Annotated in this window: 23 protein-coding genes and 1 tRNA gene; 23 read left to right on the forward strand and 1 reads right to left on the reverse strand. The window is 57.9% G+C overall.

The window, feature by feature from the left end:
* The first annotated feature begins 78 nt into the window (after window positions 1-78).
* The 6 genes from ACYQ6J_RS00740 to ACYQ6J_RS00765 all read left to right on the forward strand — a co-directional run bounded on the left by ACYQ6J_RS00740 (window position 79) and on the right by ACYQ6J_RS00765 (window position 5,591).
* Window positions 79-1,737 carry an arylsulfatase gene (locus ACYQ6J_RS00740; protein WP_460182277.1) on the forward strand — a complete coding sequence of 553 codons (1,659 nt, stop codon included), beginning with the start codon at window positions 79-81 and terminating at the stop codon, window positions 1,735-1,737.
* A gap of 113 nt (window positions 1,738-1,850) precedes the next feature.
* Window positions 1,851-2,393, forward strand: a complete 543-nt coding sequence (gene hslV, locus ACYQ6J_RS00745; protein WP_460182278.1) for an ATP-dependent protease subunit HslV — start codon at window positions 1,851-1,853, stop codon at window positions 2,391-2,393.
* Complete coding sequence (gene hslU / locus ACYQ6J_RS00750) at window positions 2,390-3,733, forward strand: ATP-dependent protease ATPase subunit HslU (protein ID WP_460183293.1); 1,344 nt, start codon at window positions 2,390-2,392, stop codon at window positions 3,731-3,733. The genes hslV and hslU overlap by 4 nt, the downstream gene beginning before the upstream one ends.
* 117 nt (window positions 3,734-3,850) lie before the next feature.
* A complete protein-coding gene (locus ACYQ6J_RS00755; RefSeq protein ID WP_460182279.1) occupies window positions 3,851-4,267 on the forward strand; it encodes a YkgJ family cysteine cluster protein in 417 nt (138 codons plus the stop codon).
* A 384-nt stretch (window positions 4,268-4,651) separates the two neighbouring features.
* Window positions 4,652-4,993 carry an HU family DNA-binding protein gene (locus ACYQ6J_RS00760; RefSeq protein WP_460182280.1) on the forward strand — a complete coding sequence of 114 codons (342 nt, stop codon included), beginning with the start codon at window positions 4,652-4,654 and terminating at the stop codon, window positions 4,991-4,993.
* Between the two features lie 379 nt (window positions 4,994-5,372).
* Window positions 5,373-5,591 carry a hypothetical protein gene (locus ACYQ6J_RS00765; protein ID WP_460182281.1) on the forward strand — a complete coding sequence of 73 codons (219 nt, stop codon included), beginning with the start codon at window positions 5,373-5,375 and terminating at the stop codon, window positions 5,589-5,591.
* Window positions 5,592-5,931: 340 nt separating this feature from the next.
* Here ACYQ6J_RS00765 and ACYQ6J_RS00770 read toward each other — a convergent pair.
* Window positions 5,932-6,005 (reverse strand) — tRNA-Arg (locus tag ACYQ6J_RS00770).
* Window positions 6,006-6,493: 488 nt separating this feature from the next.
* On the opposite strand from ACYQ6J_RS00770, the gene ACYQ6J_RS00775 reads away from it, so the two are divergent.
* The 17 genes from ACYQ6J_RS00775 to rpsH all read left to right on the forward strand — a co-directional run bounded on the left by ACYQ6J_RS00775 (window position 6,494) and on the right by rpsH (window position 16,437).
* Window positions 6,494-7,885 carry a POT family MFS transporter gene (locus ACYQ6J_RS00775; RefSeq protein WP_460182282.1) on the forward strand — a complete coding sequence of 464 codons (1,392 nt, stop codon included), beginning with the start codon at window positions 6,494-6,496 and terminating at the stop codon, window positions 7,883-7,885.
* A gap of 445 nt (window positions 7,886-8,330) precedes the next feature.
* Complete coding sequence (gene rpsJ, locus ACYQ6J_RS00780; RefSeq protein ID WP_460182283.1) at window positions 8,331-8,657, forward strand: 30S ribosomal protein S10; 327 nt, start codon at window positions 8,331-8,333, stop codon at window positions 8,655-8,657.
* Window positions 8,658-8,788: 131 nt separating this feature from the next.
* Window positions 8,789-9,478 (forward strand): 50S ribosomal protein L3, encoded by a 690-nt coding sequence (gene rplC, locus ACYQ6J_RS00785; protein WP_460182284.1) that lies wholly within the window; start codon window positions 8,789-8,791, stop codon window positions 9,476-9,478.
* Between the two features lie 236 nt (window positions 9,479-9,714).
* Window positions 9,715-10,377, forward strand: coding sequence for a 50S ribosomal protein L4 (gene rplD / locus ACYQ6J_RS00790; protein ID WP_460182285.1), 663 nt, complete (start codon window positions 9,715-9,717; stop codon window positions 10,375-10,377).
* 2 nt (window positions 10,378-10,379) lie between these two features.
* Entirely contained in the window at window positions 10,380-10,694 is a 315-nt protein-coding gene (gene rplW / locus ACYQ6J_RS00795) for a 50S ribosomal protein L23 (protein ID WP_460182286.1), read from the forward strand.
* Window positions 10,695-10,783: 89 nt separating this feature from the next.
* Window positions 10,784-11,641 (forward strand): 50S ribosomal protein L2, encoded by an 858-nt coding sequence (gene rplB / locus ACYQ6J_RS00800; RefSeq protein WP_460182287.1) that lies wholly within the window; start codon window positions 10,784-10,786, stop codon window positions 11,639-11,641.
* A 94-nt stretch (window positions 11,642-11,735) separates the two neighbouring features.
* Window positions 11,736-12,005 (forward strand): 30S ribosomal protein S19, encoded by a 270-nt coding sequence (rpsS, locus tag ACYQ6J_RS00805; RefSeq protein ID WP_460182288.1) that lies wholly within the window; start codon window positions 11,736-11,738, stop codon window positions 12,003-12,005.
* A 94-nt stretch (window positions 12,006-12,099) separates the two neighbouring features.
* Window positions 12,100-12,447: a 50S ribosomal protein L22 gene (gene rplV / locus ACYQ6J_RS00810; RefSeq protein WP_460182289.1), complete on the forward strand. Its 348-nt coding sequence runs from the start codon at window positions 12,100-12,102 to the stop codon at window positions 12,445-12,447.
* A gap of 133 nt (window positions 12,448-12,580) precedes the next feature.
* On the forward strand, window positions 12,581-13,318 hold the full coding sequence (rpsC, locus tag ACYQ6J_RS00815) for a 30S ribosomal protein S3 (protein WP_460182290.1): 738 nt from the start codon (window positions 12,581-12,583) through the stop codon (window positions 13,316-13,318).
* Window positions 13,266-13,673: a 50S ribosomal protein L16 gene (gene rplP / locus ACYQ6J_RS00820; protein ID WP_460183294.1), complete on the forward strand. Its 408-nt coding sequence runs from the start codon at window positions 13,266-13,268 to the stop codon at window positions 13,671-13,673. Before rpsC ends, rplP begins: the two co-directional genes overlap by 53 nt.
* 84 nt (window positions 13,674-13,757) lie before the next feature.
* A complete protein-coding gene (gene rpmC / locus ACYQ6J_RS00825; protein ID WP_460182291.1) occupies window positions 13,758-13,955 on the forward strand; it encodes a 50S ribosomal protein L29 in 198 nt (65 codons plus the stop codon).
* 116 nt (window positions 13,956-14,071) lie between these two features.
* Window positions 14,072-14,428 carry a small ribosomal subunit protein uS17 gene (locus tag ACYQ6J_RS00830; protein WP_460182292.1) on the forward strand — a complete coding sequence of 119 codons (357 nt, stop codon included), beginning with the start codon at window positions 14,072-14,074 and terminating at the stop codon, window positions 14,426-14,428.
* Window positions 14,429-14,512: 84 nt separating this feature from the next.
* Window positions 14,513-14,881 (forward strand): 50S ribosomal protein L14, encoded by a 369-nt coding sequence (rplN, locus tag ACYQ6J_RS00835; protein WP_460182293.1) that lies wholly within the window; start codon window positions 14,513-14,515, stop codon window positions 14,879-14,881.
* Window positions 14,881-15,231, forward strand: a complete 351-nt coding sequence (rplX, locus tag ACYQ6J_RS00840; RefSeq protein WP_460182294.1) for a 50S ribosomal protein L24 — start codon at window positions 14,881-14,883, stop codon at window positions 15,229-15,231. Before rplN ends, rplX begins: the two co-directional genes overlap by 1 nt.
* A 14-nt stretch (window positions 15,232-15,245) precedes the next feature.
* Window positions 15,246-15,791 carry a 50S ribosomal protein L5 gene (gene rplE, locus ACYQ6J_RS00845; protein ID WP_460182295.1) on the forward strand — a complete coding sequence of 182 codons (546 nt, stop codon included), beginning with the start codon at window positions 15,246-15,248 and terminating at the stop codon, window positions 15,789-15,791.
* Between the two features lie 47 nt (window positions 15,792-15,838).
* On the forward strand, window positions 15,839-16,024 hold the full coding sequence (locus tag ACYQ6J_RS00850; RefSeq protein WP_460182296.1) for a type Z 30S ribosomal protein S14: 186 nt from the start codon (window positions 15,839-15,841) through the stop codon (window positions 16,022-16,024).
* Between the two features lie 17 nt (window positions 16,025-16,041).
* Complete coding sequence (gene rpsH, locus ACYQ6J_RS00855; RefSeq protein WP_460182297.1) at window positions 16,042-16,437, forward strand: 30S ribosomal protein S8; 396 nt, start codon at window positions 16,042-16,044, stop codon at window positions 16,435-16,437.
* Window positions 16,438-16,458 lie beyond the last annotated feature (21 nt).

A 16,458-nucleotide genomic window follows, 5' to 3' on the forward strand; every position in this document is an offset into this window, starting at 1 on the left:
GCCTTCGTCTTTCGTTCGGTTGCATTCCCCACGACGGGTACCCCGATGACCATCCAGCCTAGATAGGGAGGTTCGTTCATGAATTACGATCGCTCGTTTTCTGGTCCTAGGCTTCGCGTTTACCTCTTGCGTGCATCTACGGCGCTGGCCGCACTTGCGGCGATGTTATTTCGGTCAACGCCGCCCTCGCTTGCCGCCGAAGCGCAGCGACCGCCTAACGTGGTCGTGATTCTCGCCGATGACATGGGGTACTCGGATCTGGGCTGCTACGGCGGGGAAATTCAGACGCCCAACTTGGATCGGCTTGCCGCCCACGGGTTGAGGTTCACGCAGTGTTACAACACGGCGCGATGCTGGCCGTCCCGCGCGGCGATCATGACCGGGTATTACGCTCAGCAGGTTCGTCGCGATACGGTCCCGGGCGTCCCCAAAACGGGCGGCCAGGGCACGCGCCCGGCTTGGGCGCCGCTGCTGCCGGAACTGCTCCGCAGCAAGGAGTATCGCAACTATCATTCCGGAAAATGGCACATCGATCAGCAACCCTTGGCTTGCGGCTTCGATCACAGCTATGAATTGGACGACCATGACCGGTTCTTCACACCGAAACGGCACGACTTGGACGGACGACCGTTGCCGCAACCGGGCGAGGCCGACGGTTTCTACACGACGGACGCCATCGCTCAACATGCGATTGAAATGCTGCAGGAACACCAGCGTGCCTATGCCAAGCAACCGTTCTTCCTATATCTGTGCTTCACATCCCCTCATTTCCCACTACAGGCCCCGGAGGAGGTCATTGCACGGTATCGCGATACCTACCGGCAGGGCTGGAATCGGATTCAAGAGTCGCGAGGGCGACGGTTGTTGGAGTTGGGACTGGTCAGCAATCAACCGCCCGCCATGGAATTGCAATTAGGCCCGCCGTATTTCTTCCCGGATGCCTACGAGAAGTTGGGATCGGCCGAGGTCTCAAAGCCGTTTCCCTGGAATGACCTGACCCCGGAACAACAGGCGTTCCAAGCCACCAAGATGGCGGTTCACGCGGCGATGGTCGACCGCATGGATCAGAATATCGGCCGGGTCCTCCAACAACTGAACGAGATGGGAGCTTGGAACGACACGCTGATTCTCTTTGCCTCCGACAACGGGGCGAGCGCGGAGATCATGGTACGGGGCGACGGCCACGACCCGAACGCCCCCGCCGGCAGCGGAAAGACATTCTTGTGCTTAGGACCGGGCTGGTCCAGTGCCGCGAACACACCGTTTCGGCGGCACAAGACTTGGGTCCACGAGGGCGGTATTTCCACGCCGCTCATCGCACATTGGCCGCGTGGTATTTCGGATGCCGGGGAATTGCGGCACACTCCCGTTCACTTCATCGACGTCGTGCCCACCGTCTTGGAACTGGCCGGCATTGAGCCTCCAAAGGAGTGGGGAGGAATGCTTCGCCCGGCGTTGCCCGGCAAAAGCATGGTCCCATTGTTCGCGCAGGACGGCACCGTCGGCCACGACTACCTTTGGTGGTTGCACGAGGGCAACCGCGCCATTCGTGTGGGAGATTGGAAACTGGTCGCTGCGCGTGACGAACCGTGGGAATTGTACAACCTGCAAGAGGACCGCGGGGAATCGCACAATCTTGTCGGCGAGTTTCCCGATCGAGCGACCCGACTTCAAACCCTTTGGGAAGAGGCCTGGGAGCAGTTTCAGGCCGACGCCAAACGCGATTTGAAGCGCTGATCGCGATTTCATGGCTGCCGTCGAGAAGGATAGCGCATCGCCGCCGGTTGCGTGCTTGCGCCCATCGCATCATTCCGGCGCAAGTCTTCGCAGATCATTCGGAGAACCTTTCCGTGGAGTGGAGAAGAACCACCGTTCTCACCGTCCGCCTGAAGGACGCAGTGGCATTGGGGGCCGACGGCCAGGTCACTTTTGGAAACACCATCCTGAAGCCCGACGCCGCGAAGATCCGTCGTTTGGCCGAAGGAAAAGTGCTGACCGGCTTTGCCGGCGCCACCGCCGACGCATTTTCGCTCTTGGAGCGATTCGAGGCCAAGCTGAAGGACCATCCCAACAACTTGCCGCGAGCGGCTACGGAATTGGCCAAGGAATGGCGAACTGATCGCATCCTGCGGCGTCTCGAGGCGATGTTGATCGCCGTGGATGCCAAATACACACTGTTGATCTCCGGAACGGGTGACGTATTGCAACCCTCGGACGGAGTGCTGGGAATCGGCTCGGGAGGACCGTATGCGCTGGCTGCCGCCAAGGCGCTGATCCGCACGACCTCCCTGTCGGCCAAGGAAATCGTTCAACAATCGCTCGCCATTGCCGCCGAGATCGACGTTTACACGAACGCGCAGATTCAGGTGGAGGAACTTCCGTGCCGACCATGACACCGCATCAAATCGTCGCGGAGTTGGATAAATACATCATCGGGCAGTCCGCGGCGAAACGGGCGGTGGCGGTCGCAATACGCAATCGTTACCGTCGACAACAACTCCCGCCCGACATGAGAAACGAGGTGGCGCCGAAGAATATCCTGATGGTCGGTCCCACCGGAGTGGGCAAGACGGAAATCGCTCGACGTTTGGCCAAATTGACCGGCGCCCCCTTCGTCAAGGTCGAGGCGACGAAGTTTACGGAAGTCGGCTATGTCGGGCGCGACGTGGAATCGATGATTCGCGAACTCGTGGAAAACGCCGTATTCCTGGTCCGCTCGCAGGAATTGGAGAAAGTGCGAGAAGAGGCCGAGCGCAAGGCGGAAAAACGATTGGTACAGATACTGCTACAGCAAACGGACGATGCCGAGGATTCCGCGGACGAGAGTCCCGACGACGTGTCGCCGCGGCGGCGGCGCGAGAAAGCTCGTGCCGCCATGTTGGAACTGCTTCGCAGTGGAGCATTGGACGACCGTCTTATCGAAATCGAAGTTGAAAAAAAGCAGACTCCCTTGTTTTTCGGTGGGCCGGGAGGAGAGCAGTTCGATTTGGATTTGCAGTCCATGTTCGGGAAATTGCTGTCTTCGCGCGGCACTCAGCGCCGTGAAGCGACCGTGGCACAGGCCAAGGAGATTCTCGCCTCGCAAGAGGCCGAAGCTCTGATCGATGAAGATAAGGTGCACTCCTTGGCCGTGGAGTTAGCCGAGAATTCGGGCATCGTATTCCTGGACGAAATCGACAAGATCACGGCGGGGCACGGTGGGGAAGGTCCCGACGTCTCGCGGGAGGGAGTACAACGCGATCTGTTGCCGGTCGTTGAAGGCACCACTGTTCAAACCCGCTACGGCCAGGTCCGCACGGATCACATCCTCTTCATTGCCGCCGGAGCGTTTCACCGCTCCAAACCGAGCGATCTCATGCCGGAATTGCAAGGGAGATTCCCGATTCGCGTGGAACTGGAAGACCTCACCAAGGAAGACTTCCTGCGAATCTTGACCGAGCCGAAGAATTCCCTCATCAAGCAGTATCAAGCACTGCTTGCGACCGAGGGCGTCGAACTGATATTTGCGGAAGGCGCGATCGAGGCCGTCGCTGAATCAGCCTATTATGTGAACCAGACCACGCAAAACATCGGGGCACGGCGATTGTACACAGTCATGGAGCGTCTGCTCGAAGAAATCAGTTTCGACGTCCCCGATGCGCTAACGGGCAGGGTGACCATCGACCGATCCTTTGTGCAATCGAAGCTCAGCGAGATCATCAAGGACGAGGACCTGAGTCGCTTCATCCTGTGACGACTCCTCAATAACGGCATGCCGCCGTCGGCCCCCTCCGCTTTGTCTTCCGGTGACCGGTCGTTTGGCGGAACGGCAGCGGTCGGCCGACGTCCGAGACTTTCGAGGCTACGGACCATGTCACGAAGGAAATGGTATTCCCAGGGCTTGCGATTTTCCTGCACCGGATGCGGGTACTGTTGCTCAGGGCAACCGGGATACGTCTACGTGAACGACGAGGAAATCGCCCGGATCGCACAACACCTCGGTCTGGAAACCCAGGAGTTCATCTCGCAATTCACCCGCGAAACGCACCGCGAAAGAAGCCTGAACGAGCGTCCCAACGGTGACTGCATCTTTCTTGATCCAATTTCTCGATCTTGCCAAATCTACCCAATCCGCCCACGACAGTGTCGCACTTTTCCGTTCTGGAACTCGAACCTCCGTCGTCCCAAAGATTGGGATGACGTCTGCCGAACCTGTCCGGGTTGCGGCAAGGGCGAGCTATTCTCTTGCGAGTCGATTGAAGACTTGCGTCGCGTGATCGACATTTGATTCGGTCTTTGTGCGGAACTCGGCCCACGCGGTTCCGACCTGCCGCAGCGCGCTCAGCGTCCATCCAAGGGCAGCATCCGGGAAGAATACGCGGAAACGGGCTGAATTATTCCAATTATTCGGCCGATACAGGTTGTAAGCGAAATGCCTGTTAACGCGATGGGTCTGAGTCCGACCGGGTACCGGATCCGATCGCCGAACAGGCTCGCTCTTTGGCAACTGGGAGCTGTGTGTGACGGTCCGCCTAGGCAAGTGCCGGCTGTCCGATCGCGAGCGCAACATGCAAGGCGTCCTTGACATTAAGTCTTGTGGCGCCTAAACTTGCACCGTTCGCTCAGGATCATGTCAACAGCAAACCTTCTCTTGCCGGCGGAGTTCGGACTCGTGACCAAGAAAGACATCGTGCGGGAAATTTCCAAAAAATTGGATTTGAAACAGACCACCACCAAACGGGTGGTTCAGATGACGCTGGATGCGATCATCGACATCTTGGTCGAGGACCGTGAAGTTCAATTGCGGAATTTTGGGGTGTTTCGGGTGCATGTCCGAAAGCCTCGAAAGGCAAGGAATCCCGTGACCGGCGACCCTGTTCAGGTCCCCGAAAAAGTCGCGGTGCGATTCAAGCCGGGAAAAGAGATGGCTCGGCGATTGCGACAAGCCTACCGCTCGGCCGCAAGCCAACGCAGCGAATCCGGGGTACCCGCTCGGCGCAAAGCCGCGGAGTAAACTTCGGAAGTCTGCAACCGACCGGTTGTGTCGGCGCTAAAACGGCCCTGTTCCGCGTCCTTGCGAAGATGACGCGCGAGCGGCGCAGCGCTTATGGAATGCCCCGGCATGACATGGCTGACGGTTCGCGGGGCGATCGTCGAACGTGGTCTCCGAAATACCTCTCCGCAGGGAAGTAAGACCGCCGCCGAAATCATCCTTCTTTTCTCATCGGTGGATCGTCACACACAGTTCCCAAGTGCCGCACCCGGAAGGGAGTTAGCTCTCAGGCACGGGGAATCGGTCGCGCCTTCATGCGGCGCGGGTGGAACGAGACAACAAGGCCGTCCCGGGGCGTCGCGGAGAAGCGGCGGCCCAAGTCAGGGTCATGGAGGATGTCATGCAAAAGCTGCTACTCGGCGTCGTTCTAGCGCTCTTGGTAAGCAGTGCCGTGGGTTGCGTCATTCCCATCTACTCGGCCGATCCCAATCGGCGCGTTCAGCAGATGATCTTTACGTCGGAGGGCTTGCGGCTTTTCATTGACGAATGGGAACGGGCATGGATGCTCGATGCACCCGACCACATGACGCCCTACCGCACCCACGGCGGTATCATCTAGGGGACCGCTGAGCGTCCGCGCTCGACGGATCCGCTGACCGAGGCGTGACGCGAAGCATCCTCGGAAAAATCCTCGGAAAAAGGGGCGTGCCGCCGTCCTGCTCAATCGAAGCGAAAGCACCTTCGATCCCTGAGCATCGCCATGTCGCGATCGGCATGCGCGGCGACGCCGAACGCATACCCGAGAAACCTACAGACTAGCGGAAAACGCGTGAGGGGGGAAACGGCCGCGTGAATGGCGGCCGTTTTTTGTTGCGCGATTCAGCCTCGCCGCGTCATATCACGAGGCCGCAAGCTGAAATGCTCGTGAGACGGAAAAGCTAGGCCAACCCGCTTGAAAGCGTCCCCGACAGGACTCGAACCTGTAACCTTCGGCTCCGGAGGCCGACGCTCTATCCAATTGAGCCACGGGGACCCGATAAACGACCGTTTACTCTCGCCGTAACGCTTACCGTCGCTTGCCAATCAGGCCGGCGACGCCGCATATCCCCCCGTCAGACACCGACTGCGGCGTTGCGATCATACAGTCCTAATCGCCAGTGACACTCTTTTGCGGACGCTGCCGACAAAACCCGCACGACGTACCAACGGTTGCCGATCCGTCAACACGGTGCGATGCAGAGCCGGATACACCGCCCGTGCTTTGCCGTTATTATATGGTGTGCGGCGCCTCGCGCAAAGCGACCCTTTCCGCCGTCTACCGATTTGACAACCCTTCGGCGATTCCCAGTTGCAATCGGCATTTCCAATTACCACGTTTTGTTGTGCGGAGTAGCGCGGACCTGCCCGGCACGAACGCTCCGCAGATATGCAACGCCCGGCGTGTCACACACGCCGCAATTCCGCTTTACACTTGCTTGGAAAGCGTCCGGACGTACCATGCATCAACGCGCCAAAACCGGGATGCGAGCTTGGTTTAGCCGCCCCGACTACCCCACGACTCCCATTCCCACAACAGGTCTGCCTCCGGGTATCCCGTACATCATCGGAAACGAAGCAGCGGAGCGATTCAGTTTCTACGGGATGCGGGCGATTCTCGTCATCTTCATGACGCAATACCTGTTGGGCTTCGGAGGGCACGCGCAACCGATGCCGGAATCGGAGGCCAAGTTCTACTACCATTTGTTCAACGCCGGCGTGTACTTTTTCCCGATCCTCGGCGCACTGCTGGCCGACATCCTGTGGGGCAAGTACAACACCATCGTCGGCTTGTCTTTGGTCTATTGCGCGGGGCATGTTGCCCTGGCATGGGACGAAACACGGCTTGGGCTCTTCTTGGGTCTAGGACTCATTTCCATCGGTTCCGGAGGCATCAAATCGTGCGTTTCCGCGCACGTTGGCGATCAATTCGGCCAAGCTAATCAACACCGCTTGAGCGAGGTGTTTTCTTGGTTTTACCTGGCAATCAACCTCGGGGCCGCCGGTTCCACGTTGGTCACCCCCACGCTTTTACGCCATTACGGCCCCGGTTTGGCGTTCGCAATCCCCGGCTTGCTAATGGCTGTGGCGACGCTGTCTTTTTTCCTTGGAAGAGCCAAATTCGCGCACATCCCGCCCGGCGGTCGAAACTTCGTCCGGGAACTCTTCCAAGGCGACGGGCTGAAAGCGGTTCTCCGTTTGATACCCCTGTATCTGTTCGTGGCCATGTTTTGGGCCTTGTTTGATCAGTCCGGATCCGCTTGGGTGCTCCAAGCGGAACGCATGGATCGCCAATTCTTGGGCTGGGAATGGGATTCCGCTCAAATTCAGGCGATCAATCCCGTACTGATCCTCGTCTTGGTGCCCGCCTTTACGTACGGAATCTATCCGCTTTGCAGCCAATTCTTCGATTTCACCCCGCTTCGCCGCGTGGGAACCGGCCTATTCTTGGCGGCGATTTCTTTTTCGTTACCGGCCTTCGCAGAACACATCATCCAAGGCGGAGGACGGCCCGGTATCGGATGGCAACTCGCCGCGTACGTCATTCTCACATCGGCGGAGGTTCTGGTTTCCATCACCTGCCTCGAGTTCTCCTACACCCAAGCCCCGCGCACGATGAAATCCCTAGTGATGGGCCTATATCTGCTTTCCGTGTCTTTGGGCAATGTTTTCACCGCTGGAGTGAATCAGGCCCTCCGCATAACCGGTGCGGATCAACCCGGCGGCCTCTTGGCGGGATCCGGTTACTACTGGTTTTTCGTGATATGCATGCTGGTCATGGCCTTCCTGTTCGTACCGACGGCATTCTTTTACCGCGGTCGTACGTACTTGCAAGATCAAGCCGATTTGCCCGGCGATAAGGGTCCGAAACCATAAGGGCCATCACAAGATGCCTCTATCAGGAAGGGCGGTGCGAGTGGCCCGATGTCCCGTCCTCCCTTGAGATCGACGATCCGTCCCCAGTTGCCTACCACCTACCACCTCAAGAGGGGTTTGCAGGGACTGCGATACGCTGTTTTAATGGAGAGTTACCGTTTTTCCCGCGACTGAGATCGGTGGGTGACGGACTGCGAGAAACGGCACGGCTTCGGGATTTGGGCGCCGCCTTGAGAGTTCCGCCGTCGACGCCCGGCCGCTTCCTGCTGCTTCTGATTCCAACCCCTTTGGGCGGGCGATGACGAATGGGTTCGGCCTTCGATTTTTTCTCGCAGGCCCCTCCCATTGACGCACAAACCGTCAGCACCTAGAATCAGAATTTCCCGCTTGGAGATGCGGCGAATTTCTTTGAAAACGTGGGATTGGGTGACCAAGGAGAGTGCTCGTGTCGGCACCGTTCAACGAGATCATTCGCATTCGAATGGAAGCGTACGACCACATGGTCCTCGACCAGAGCGCGAAGGACATCGTGGACACCGTTCTACGATCGAATTCCAAGGTCCACGGCCCCATCCCATTGCCGACTCGGGTTGAACGATACACCGTGCTTTCCAGTCCTCACGTGGACAAGAAGGCGCGCCAACAGTTCGAGATTCGCACGCACCGGCGCCTGATCGACATTCTTGAGGCTACGCCCAAGACGATCGACGCACTCAACAAGCTGAATCTGCCTGCGGGAGTTGACATCAAAATTAAGGCAACGGCTCGGTAAGAGCGGCAACGCTTTTACGCCTGGGCGTTAGCTACCGGGATTCGATATGACGTGGATGTTTCTCGGGTAACGGCGACCGGCACTCTTGGTCGAAGGTCCCGAGAAGCGACGTGGCAATAAGGCGAATAGCGATGGCGATCGGAATTCTTGGCCGCAAGGTCGGCATGACTCAGATTTTCGATGAACAGGGGCGATCCGTTCCCGTAACGGTCGTTCAAGCCGGTCCTTGCAACATCTTGCAGATTCGCACCCCCGAACGCGACGGTTACGAAGCCGTTCAACTGGGGTATCTCGATATCCCTCGCCATCGGGCCTCGCGTGCAGAACGCGGTCACGTCGCACAGTTGGATAGCAAGGCCCAGCGGAGGCGATCCGCCGCCGGGCTTCAGTCCGTCCCTAAAGCCAACTGCGAACCCAAACGGTTCATTCGCGAATTCCGCGTCTCCGGCGATGGGTTTTCCGTCGGCCAAGTCTTGTCGGTCGATATCTTCCTTGGCATTTCCGCCGTCGACGTCACCGGAACCACGAAAGGGCGAGGATTTTCCGGTGTCATGAGGCGACACGGATTTAGCGGCCAACGAGCCACTCATGGCGTGAAAAAGGTCCATCGTCATCCCGGCGGCACGGGTTGCAATACCAGTCCGGGTCGCGTCATACCGGGCCGCAAAATGGCTGGTCAATACGGCAATGTTCGTCGTACCGTACGGAATCTCAAGGTTGTCAAGATCGATCCTGAATCCCATTTGCTCGTGATTCGGGGGGCGATTCCCGGTCCGAACGGCGGTTTTGTCGTTATCCGTCCTAGCAACAAGGTCGGCTGACGCGTTGAGTTTCCCAGTCCTGTCGAAGCCAAACGTTAAACGTCGCTCACAAAAAATCGAAAGTAGTCGCAATCGGCGGATGGGTTTGAAAGTCAATCAAATAATAAGACATACGGACTGAGTTAAAGGTTCGGTTAGTCCCGAGGTTGAATAGCTTGCTTGGTAGCCGGGGCGTTTCGGGCGATCCAGTACGATTACGCGGCGGTAGGCCGACAGCGAATAGAGGCGGGTCAAAGATGGTAAGCTTGCCGGTATACAATCGCGAAGGGAAGCAGGTCGATGTCTACGAAATCGACCCTGCCGAACTCGCGCCGACCATCAATAAACAGCTTCTGCATGACGCGGTCATTATGTACCTCGCCAACCGGAGGCAGGGGACGGCAAAGTGCAAGAACCGCTCCGAGACCGCGGGATCCACGCGCAAGCTGTACCGGCAGAAGGGCACGGGCCGTGCCAGGGCCGGTAATCGCCGCACGCCGGTGCGTCGCGGCGGCGGTCGGGCCCACCCGAAGCGTCCCCAAGACTGGTCGTACCGTCTGCCGGTCAAAGCCCTTCGCAAGGCGACGCGGATGGCCCTTGCAGGAAGAATAGCAGACGGCGAGGTCGTCCTGCTGGATGAACTCTCGTTCGACCAACCCAAGACCCGCGATGCTTTTGCGATTTTATCGCGGTTGAATTTGGTTGGAAAACGCCTGTTGGTAGCGATCGAAGGTTACAACCCTACCGTGTATAAGAGCATTCGCAATATTGATCGAGTTCAGGTTTTGCCGGTGAGCGACCTAAACGCCTTCGAGATTTTGCGGCCGAAGCAGGTGCTCATGACGCGAGCCGCTTTGGACGTGTTTCGAGCCAAGGTCGCGGTCCAGAATGGTGAGACCGCCGGAAAGGTAGGAGCGTAGCCATGCTTCGAAATCCCCCCAAGCCTGAATTGACCGGGCTGCAGCCCCATCAGGTCATTCTACGGCCGCTGATCTCGGAAAAGAGCGTTCATAAGGCGGAGCGATTGAATCAATACGCCTTCGAGGTCAATGTTTTGGCTGGTAAAGCGGATGTGCGAAAGGCCGTGGAAGAGCTTTTCGACGTCAAAGTCGTTCGAGTGAATATTCAGAACCGGCGAGGCAAAGTTCGTCGGGTGAGGATGCGAAGCGGCGCAACTCGACAATGGAAGAAGGCGGTCGTGACGCTGGATTCCGAGTATCGAATCAATCTATTCTAATCGGCGGAACCGTTTGTCGAGATGGGTTGTCCGGCGCGGCCGTATCCCGGAGGCTCTGGAGCAGACGTTTGTAGACTGGGCCATAAGTCATGGGTATTAAATACTATAAACCTACCTCGCCTGGACGTCGCGGAGCATCGGTCTCCGATTTTTCCGAATTGACACCGGGCGTGGAGCCGGAAAAGAGCCTTTTGGTTCCGCTGCGCAAGAAGGGCGGTCGCAATAACCAGGGGGTTATTACGTGCCGACATCGCGGGGGAGGTCACAAGCGAATGTATCGTTTGATCGACTTCCGCCGAAATAAGGATGGTATTCCCGCCCGGGTGCAGTCGATCGAATACGACCCTAACCGAAGTGCCAGAATCGCGCTGTTGGTTTACAGGGACGGCGAAAAGCGCTACATCATCGCTCCGCAGGGGCTAAAAGTAGACGACATCGTCCAGAGCGGTTCTAGAGCTCCGGCCAAGGTCGGGAACTGCCTGCCGCTTTCGGAGATCCCGCTGGGGCTTCAAATCCACAATGTCGAGTTACAACCCGGCCGCGGCGGCGCACTGTGCCGTTCCGCCGGTTGCTCGGCTACGCTTTCGGCTCGAGATTCCGATTGGGCGCAATTGATCATGCCCAGCGGCGAGATCCGGCGCGTGCCCGCGAAATGCCGCGCGACCATTGGGGCCGTCAGTAATCCGGATCATGAGGGAGTAAGGCTCGGGAAGGCCGGACGCCGTCGCTGGAAGGGGCGCAAGCCTCACGTTCGGGGCACGGCGATGAATCCGATCGACCATCCGCTCGGCGGAGGAGAGGGCCGGACCAAAGGCGGACGTCATCCGTGCAGTCCGACCGGTAAACCGGCAAAGGGCGGATACACTCGGAAGCGAGGAAAGCCCTCCAATAAGGCGATCGTCCGGCGGCGTCGATCCGTCCGTTACGGTCAGGTGCCGATTCGGTAAGATTTCGGCGTTTTCTTTGTGTTGTGAATGCAACATTGCGGTTTGGGTATTCGAATTGCGGATTGCGACTCGGGAATAAGGCGGCGTAGCAGTCATGGGTCGATCACTGAAGAAGGGTCCCTACGTTGACGCCAAGCTGTTCACCAAGGTGGAAAAGCTGAACGCGACGGGACGCAAGGAACCGATCAAGACCTGGGCCAGGGCGTGTATGATCGTGCCCGAATTCGTCGGACATACGTTCATGGTGCACAATGGCAAGATGCACGTGAAGGTATTCGTCACCGAGGAGATGGTCGGCCATCGACTCGGCGAATTCGCCCCCACACGAGTGTTTCGCGGTCACGGCGGCAAGGGCAAGCGATAATACAATTATTGTTTTCACACGGCCGAACGTTTTGGTTGTTCGAATTTATTGAGTCGCACTGAGTAATTGTAATTATTTATTGGCGGGTGGCGACATGGTTGAATTTGATCGGTCTTATCGAGCGGTGTACCGTTATGCCCGCATTAGCCCGCGAAAGGCCCGGCGGATCATGGATACCGTTCGAGGGCGACAGGTAGACGAGGCCCTGGCCGTTCTCAAGGGGCTTCCGCACCGCTCCGCACGCATGATCGAGAAGGTCATCGCCAGCGCCCTTGCTAATGCACAGGATCGGCAAGATTTAGATCCGTCGGAATTGCACGTGGTGACCGCCACCGTTGATGAGGGTCCGCGGATGAAACGCCTGCGACCGATAAGCCGCGGTATGGCGACGATTATTCAAAAACGCATGTCGCATTTGACCGTCGTCCTGGGTCCTCGTTGAGTTTTAGTTCGGACATGGGCCGTTTAAGCTATCGGTTACTAGTTTACAATCGCTGACAATTCGGTTCTCGCCACCATACGGATCGATTGGCTAGGTTTTCCTCAACGGCGAAAGTTGATAGAGGATTTTCGCGATGGGTCAGAAGGTCAACCCGATTGGTTTTCGCACCGGTGTCACCCTCGACTGGAAGAGTCGTTGGTATGCGCCCAAGCGAGAGTTCTCAGACCTGCTGCTTGAGGATTACAAGATACGCCAATTCATCCTGAATCGCCGTGAGGCCTCTTCCGATCGAGATCGTGGGAAGGGACGGCGGATGTATCCGATGATTTCGAAGATCGAGATCGAGCGGACGCGGGATGAGGTGAAAGTCATTATTTTCACCGCCCGGCCGGGGGTGCTGATAGGATCTCGCGGCGGCAAAATCGAGGAACTGCAAAACGAACTCCAGGCCCTGACGGGTCGGCGCATTAATCCGAAGATCGAAGAGATTACTCGCCCCGAATTGGTCGCGCAGTTGGTGGCCGAGAGCATCGCCGAAGAACTGATGCGGCGTTCCAGTTTTCGGCGGACGATCAAAAAGGCCATGGAAGCGACCATGGCTCAAGGGGCTAAAGGAATGAAGGTGCAGTTATCGGGTCGACTGGGAGGCGCGGAAATGTCGCGCCGGGAAAAGCAAATGGTCGGCTCGGTACCGCTATCGACTTTGCGGGCGAACGTGGATTACGGTTTCGCGGAAGCCACAATCGCCCAAGGGCAGATCGGCGTACAAGTGTGGATTAACCTGGGGATGTTCAGCGAGGACGACGATCATGGCGCTGATGCCAAAACGGGTCAAGCATCGAAAAAGCCAAAGAGGGCGTATAAAGGGTGAGGCCACCCGCGGTAATCGCGTCGTGTTCGGCGACTTCGGGTTGCAAGCCGTTCAAGGCGGTTGGATCCCTGCGGCGACAATTGAGGCGGGTCGTATCGCGGCGCAGCAGTACCTGCGGTCGGAAGGGCGACTTTACATCCGCATCTTTCCCCACAAGCCCATCACCTCGATTCCCCTCGAAACCCGCATGGGCAAAGGAAAGGGGGAACCGGAATATTGGGCCGCCGTGGTGAAACCGGGGACGGTCCTATTCGAAATCGGTGGGATATCGGAGGAAGCAGCGCGGCTGTGTTTCTCCCGTCTCGCCCATAAGATGCCGGTAAAAGTTCGCTTCGTGCGTCGCCGTGAGGTCTGACCCACGAACGTTGCGAGCTTGGGGAAGACGATTGTAAGAATCCCTGCACATTGCAAAATATACCTCGGGTAATGCGGTGAGGCGATGAAGGCCAAAGAACTTCGAGAAATGAGCACGGAGCAGTTGCTGGCTACGCTGAGGGAGGCCGTCGACTCGCTGTTCCGACTGCGCATTCAACAGCAGACGGAGCGTCTGGCGAATCCCCGCGAATTGGCCAACAAGCGTCGGTTGATCGCCAGAATCCGAACGATTCTGCGAGAGCGAGAATTGAGTGCGGCGTGAGGTCTATCGCGCTTTTGTAAATCGGTTACCTAAGCGTCACGAGTAAAACTGATAAAAAGGTCTAAAGGCATTCCGTTCTTCGTCGCAACGGCGCTTGCACGACCAAGGGATAAAAGATGGCAAAGCGAGTGGAAGTCGGCATCGTCACTAAGGCTGGAAAGCCCAAGTTTCGTCGCGTGGAAGTGACGCGGATGATGCCCCACGGGCGATATGGCAAGTATATACGACATCGAACGATCTGCTACGTACATGATGAAAACGACGAGTCCGGCATCGGCGACCGCGTTGAAATCGTGGAGTCGCGACCGTTGTCGCGTCTCAAGCGATGGCGACTGGTTCGGGTGATCGAAAAGGCCGGTGCCGTGGACAAGCGTATCGCGAAAGGTCGCGACGTGGAACAGGAACTTCAGGCGGTTGTCGGCGGCGATCAGACGGAGTCCGAACCGAGCCAACAGGGCGGTGATCAGGCGTGATATTGACCGGCATCATGCCGGGCGCCGGAATCGTTGAAGGCCATCGCGGACGGAATGAAGTCGGCACAGAGTTAGGTGACAGCCATGATCCAAATGCAAACCCGGCTGGATGTTGCGGACAACACCGGGGTGCGCGAATTGATGTGCATCAAGGTTTTGGGCGGAAGCCGCAAGCGATACGCGGGGTTAGGCGATATTGTTGTTTGCAGCGTAAAAGGAACGATACCCGGTAGCACTTTCCAAAAGGGTGCCGTGGTTCGGGCCGTCATCGTTCGTACAAGGAAGGCCAAGCGGCGGCCCGATGGCAGTTATGTTCGATTCGACAGCAACGCTGCTGTGATTGTAGATAATGACGGCAACCCACGCGGTACGCGTATCTTCGGGGCGGTCGCGAGGGAACTGCGGGAACGGAATTTCATGAAAATCGTCAGCCTCGCCAACGAGGTGGTCTGATGCAAGTACGTATCAACGACATGGTGGAAGTTCTTGCCGGCGAGGACCGCGGCGTCCGAGGACGGGTGTTGTCCGTCGACCGGAAAGAAGGAAAAGTGGTTGTCGAGTCGGTCAATGTCGTAACCAAGCACATGCGGCCGACCAGGCAGGCCAAGCAGGGCGGGCGGCTTTCCCGGGAAATGCCGATCGCGATATCGAACGTGGCTTTAGTCTGCCCCGCTTGCGGCGCCCGGACCAGGACCGGCGCCCGCTATTTGGATGACGGGACGAAAGTGCGATTTTGCAAAAAATGTGACGCGAACATCGGGCCGATCGCGCCGCCCCGGTCGCGTTACGCTAAGAAGTCGTGAGGCCGGTGGGAATCATGGAACCTCGATTGCTCGAACGATACCGTAAGGAAGTCGTCCCCCACCTGCAAAAGAAGCTGGGGCGAACGAATATCCTCTCGTTGCCGCGTTTGAAGAAGATCGTCATCAATATGGGCGTGGGCGAGGCGATAACGGAGAAAAAGTATCTCGACGAAGCCGTCGACGCCCTGAGCCTGATCGCCGGGCAGAAGGCGGTGGTGACGCGCGCGAAGAAGTCCATCGCCGGTTTCAAGTTACGGGAGGGAATGGCGATCGGTTGCAAGGTCACGCTCCGCGGCAAGAGAATGTACGAGTTCCTTGATCGACTGATTTCGATCGCCCTGCCGCGTGTGCGGGACTTCCGAGGTTTGAACCCGAACGCGTTCGACGGACGCGGCAATTACAGCCTTGGATTGACCGAACAAATGGTCTTCCCCGAATTGAACCCCGACAAATACTCCCGCAATCAAGGCATGAACATTTGTTTGGTGTTCGATTCTCGGAGCGACGACGAGTCTCGAGAATGCCTGCGTATGCTGGGAATGCCCTTCCGCGCGGAGTGAACAAAGCAAAGCCCCGTCCCTAGGGAGAACCTTGAGGAACCGAGTGCATGGCCAGTAAGTCCAAGATTGCTAAGTCTTTGCGTCCTCCGAAATTCTCGACGCGACATCGTAATCGTTGTCGCATTTGCGGACGACCGCGGGCCGTGTATCGTAAATTCGGCCTCTGCCGCATATGTTTGCGGAAGTTGGCCGATCAAGGTTTGATTCCTGGACTTGTCAAGGCGAGCTGGTAGAGGGTTAAACAGCCACCATGATGACCGATCCCATCGCCGATATGTTGACTCGAATTCGTAACGCCATCCGCGTCGAACGACCGCAGGTCGTCGTCCCCAGTTCGCGGCTGAAGCGAGCCTTGGCGGACGTTCTGAAGCGTGAGGGCTACATTTGGGACTGGGAGGAAATCCCCGGTTCGCCGCGCGGCATGCTCCAGATTCACCTCAAGTACGGCCCGAACGGCGAACAGGTGATTCGCCACATTCGGCGCGTCAGTAAACCCGGGCGGCGAGTGTACCGAAAGGCCGGAGAACTGAAACCCGTACTCAACGGCCTCGGGATTTCCGTCGTGAGCACCAGTCGCGGTGTCGTCAGCGACCGCGAGGCCCGACAACGAAACGTCGGCGGTGAGGTTTTGTGCGAAATCTGGTGACGGTCGCGTTGGAGACGCAAT

This window comes from Thermopirellula anaerolimosa (assembly GCF_054657335.1).

Coding starts and splice junctions, on each gene's coding strand:
- ACYQ6J_RS00755 (WP_460182279.1), top strand. CDS start 3,851: ATGTCACGAAGGAAATGGTATTCCCAGGGCTTGCGATTTTCCTGCACC.
- rpsS (WP_460182288.1), top strand. CDS start 11,736: ATGGGTCGATCACTGAAGAAGGGTCCCTACGTTGACGCCAAGCTGTTC.
- rplV (WP_460182289.1), top strand. CDS start 12,100: ATGGTTGAATTTGATCGGTCTTATCGAGCGGTGTACCGTTATGCCCGC.
- rpsH (WP_460182297.1), top strand. CDS start 16,042: ATGATGACCGATCCCATCGCCGATATGTTGACTCGAATTCGTAACGCC.
- ACYQ6J_RS00775 (WP_460182282.1), top strand. CDS start 6,494: ATGCGAGCTTGGTTTAGCCGCCCCGACTACCCCACGACTCCCATTCCC.
- ACYQ6J_RS00765 (WP_460182281.1), top strand. CDS start 5,373: ATGCAAAAGCTGCTACTCGGCGTCGTTCTAGCGCTCTTGGTAAGCAGT.
- rplD (WP_460182285.1), top strand. CDS start 9,715: ATGGTAAGCTTGCCGGTATACAATCGCGAAGGGAAGCAGGTCGATGTC.
- hslU (WP_460183293.1), top strand. CDS start 2,390: ATGACACCGCATCAAATCGTCGCGGAGTTGGATAAATACATCATCGGG.
- ACYQ6J_RS00850 (WP_460182296.1), top strand. CDS start 15,839: ATGGCCAGTAAGTCCAAGATTGCTAAGTCTTTGCGTCCTCCGAAATTC.
- rplW (WP_460182286.1), top strand. CDS start 10,380: ATGCTTCGAAATCCCCCCAAGCCTGAATTGACCGGGCTGCAGCCCCAT.
- ACYQ6J_RS00830 (WP_460182292.1), top strand. CDS start 14,072: ATGGCAAAGCGAGTGGAAGTCGGCATCGTCACTAAGGCTGGAAAGCCC.
- rplN (WP_460182293.1), top strand. CDS start 14,513: ATGATCCAAATGCAAACCCGGCTGGATGTTGCGGACAACACCGGGGTG.
- rplC (WP_460182284.1), top strand. CDS start 8,789: ATGGCGATCGGAATTCTTGGCCGCAAGGTCGGCATGACTCAGATTTTC.
- rplE (WP_460182295.1), top strand. CDS start 15,246: ATGGAACCTCGATTGCTCGAACGATACCGTAAGGAAGTCGTCCCCCAC.
- ACYQ6J_RS00740 (WP_460182277.1), top strand. CDS start 79: ATGAATTACGATCGCTCGTTTTCTGGTCCTAGGCTTCGCGTTTACCTC.
- rplP (WP_460183294.1), top strand. CDS start 13,266: ATGCCAAAACGGGTCAAGCATCGAAAAAGCCAAAGAGGGCGTATAAAG.
- rplX (WP_460182294.1), top strand. CDS start 14,881: ATGCAAGTACGTATCAACGACATGGTGGAAGTTCTTGCCGGCGAGGAC.
- rpmC (WP_460182291.1), top strand. CDS start 13,758: ATGAAGGCCAAAGAACTTCGAGAAATGAGCACGGAGCAGTTGCTGGCT.
- rplB (WP_460182287.1), top strand. CDS start 10,784: ATGGGTATTAAATACTATAAACCTACCTCGCCTGGACGTCGCGGAGCA.
- rpsC (WP_460182290.1), top strand. CDS start 12,581: ATGGGTCAGAAGGTCAACCCGATTGGTTTTCGCACCGGTGTCACCCTC.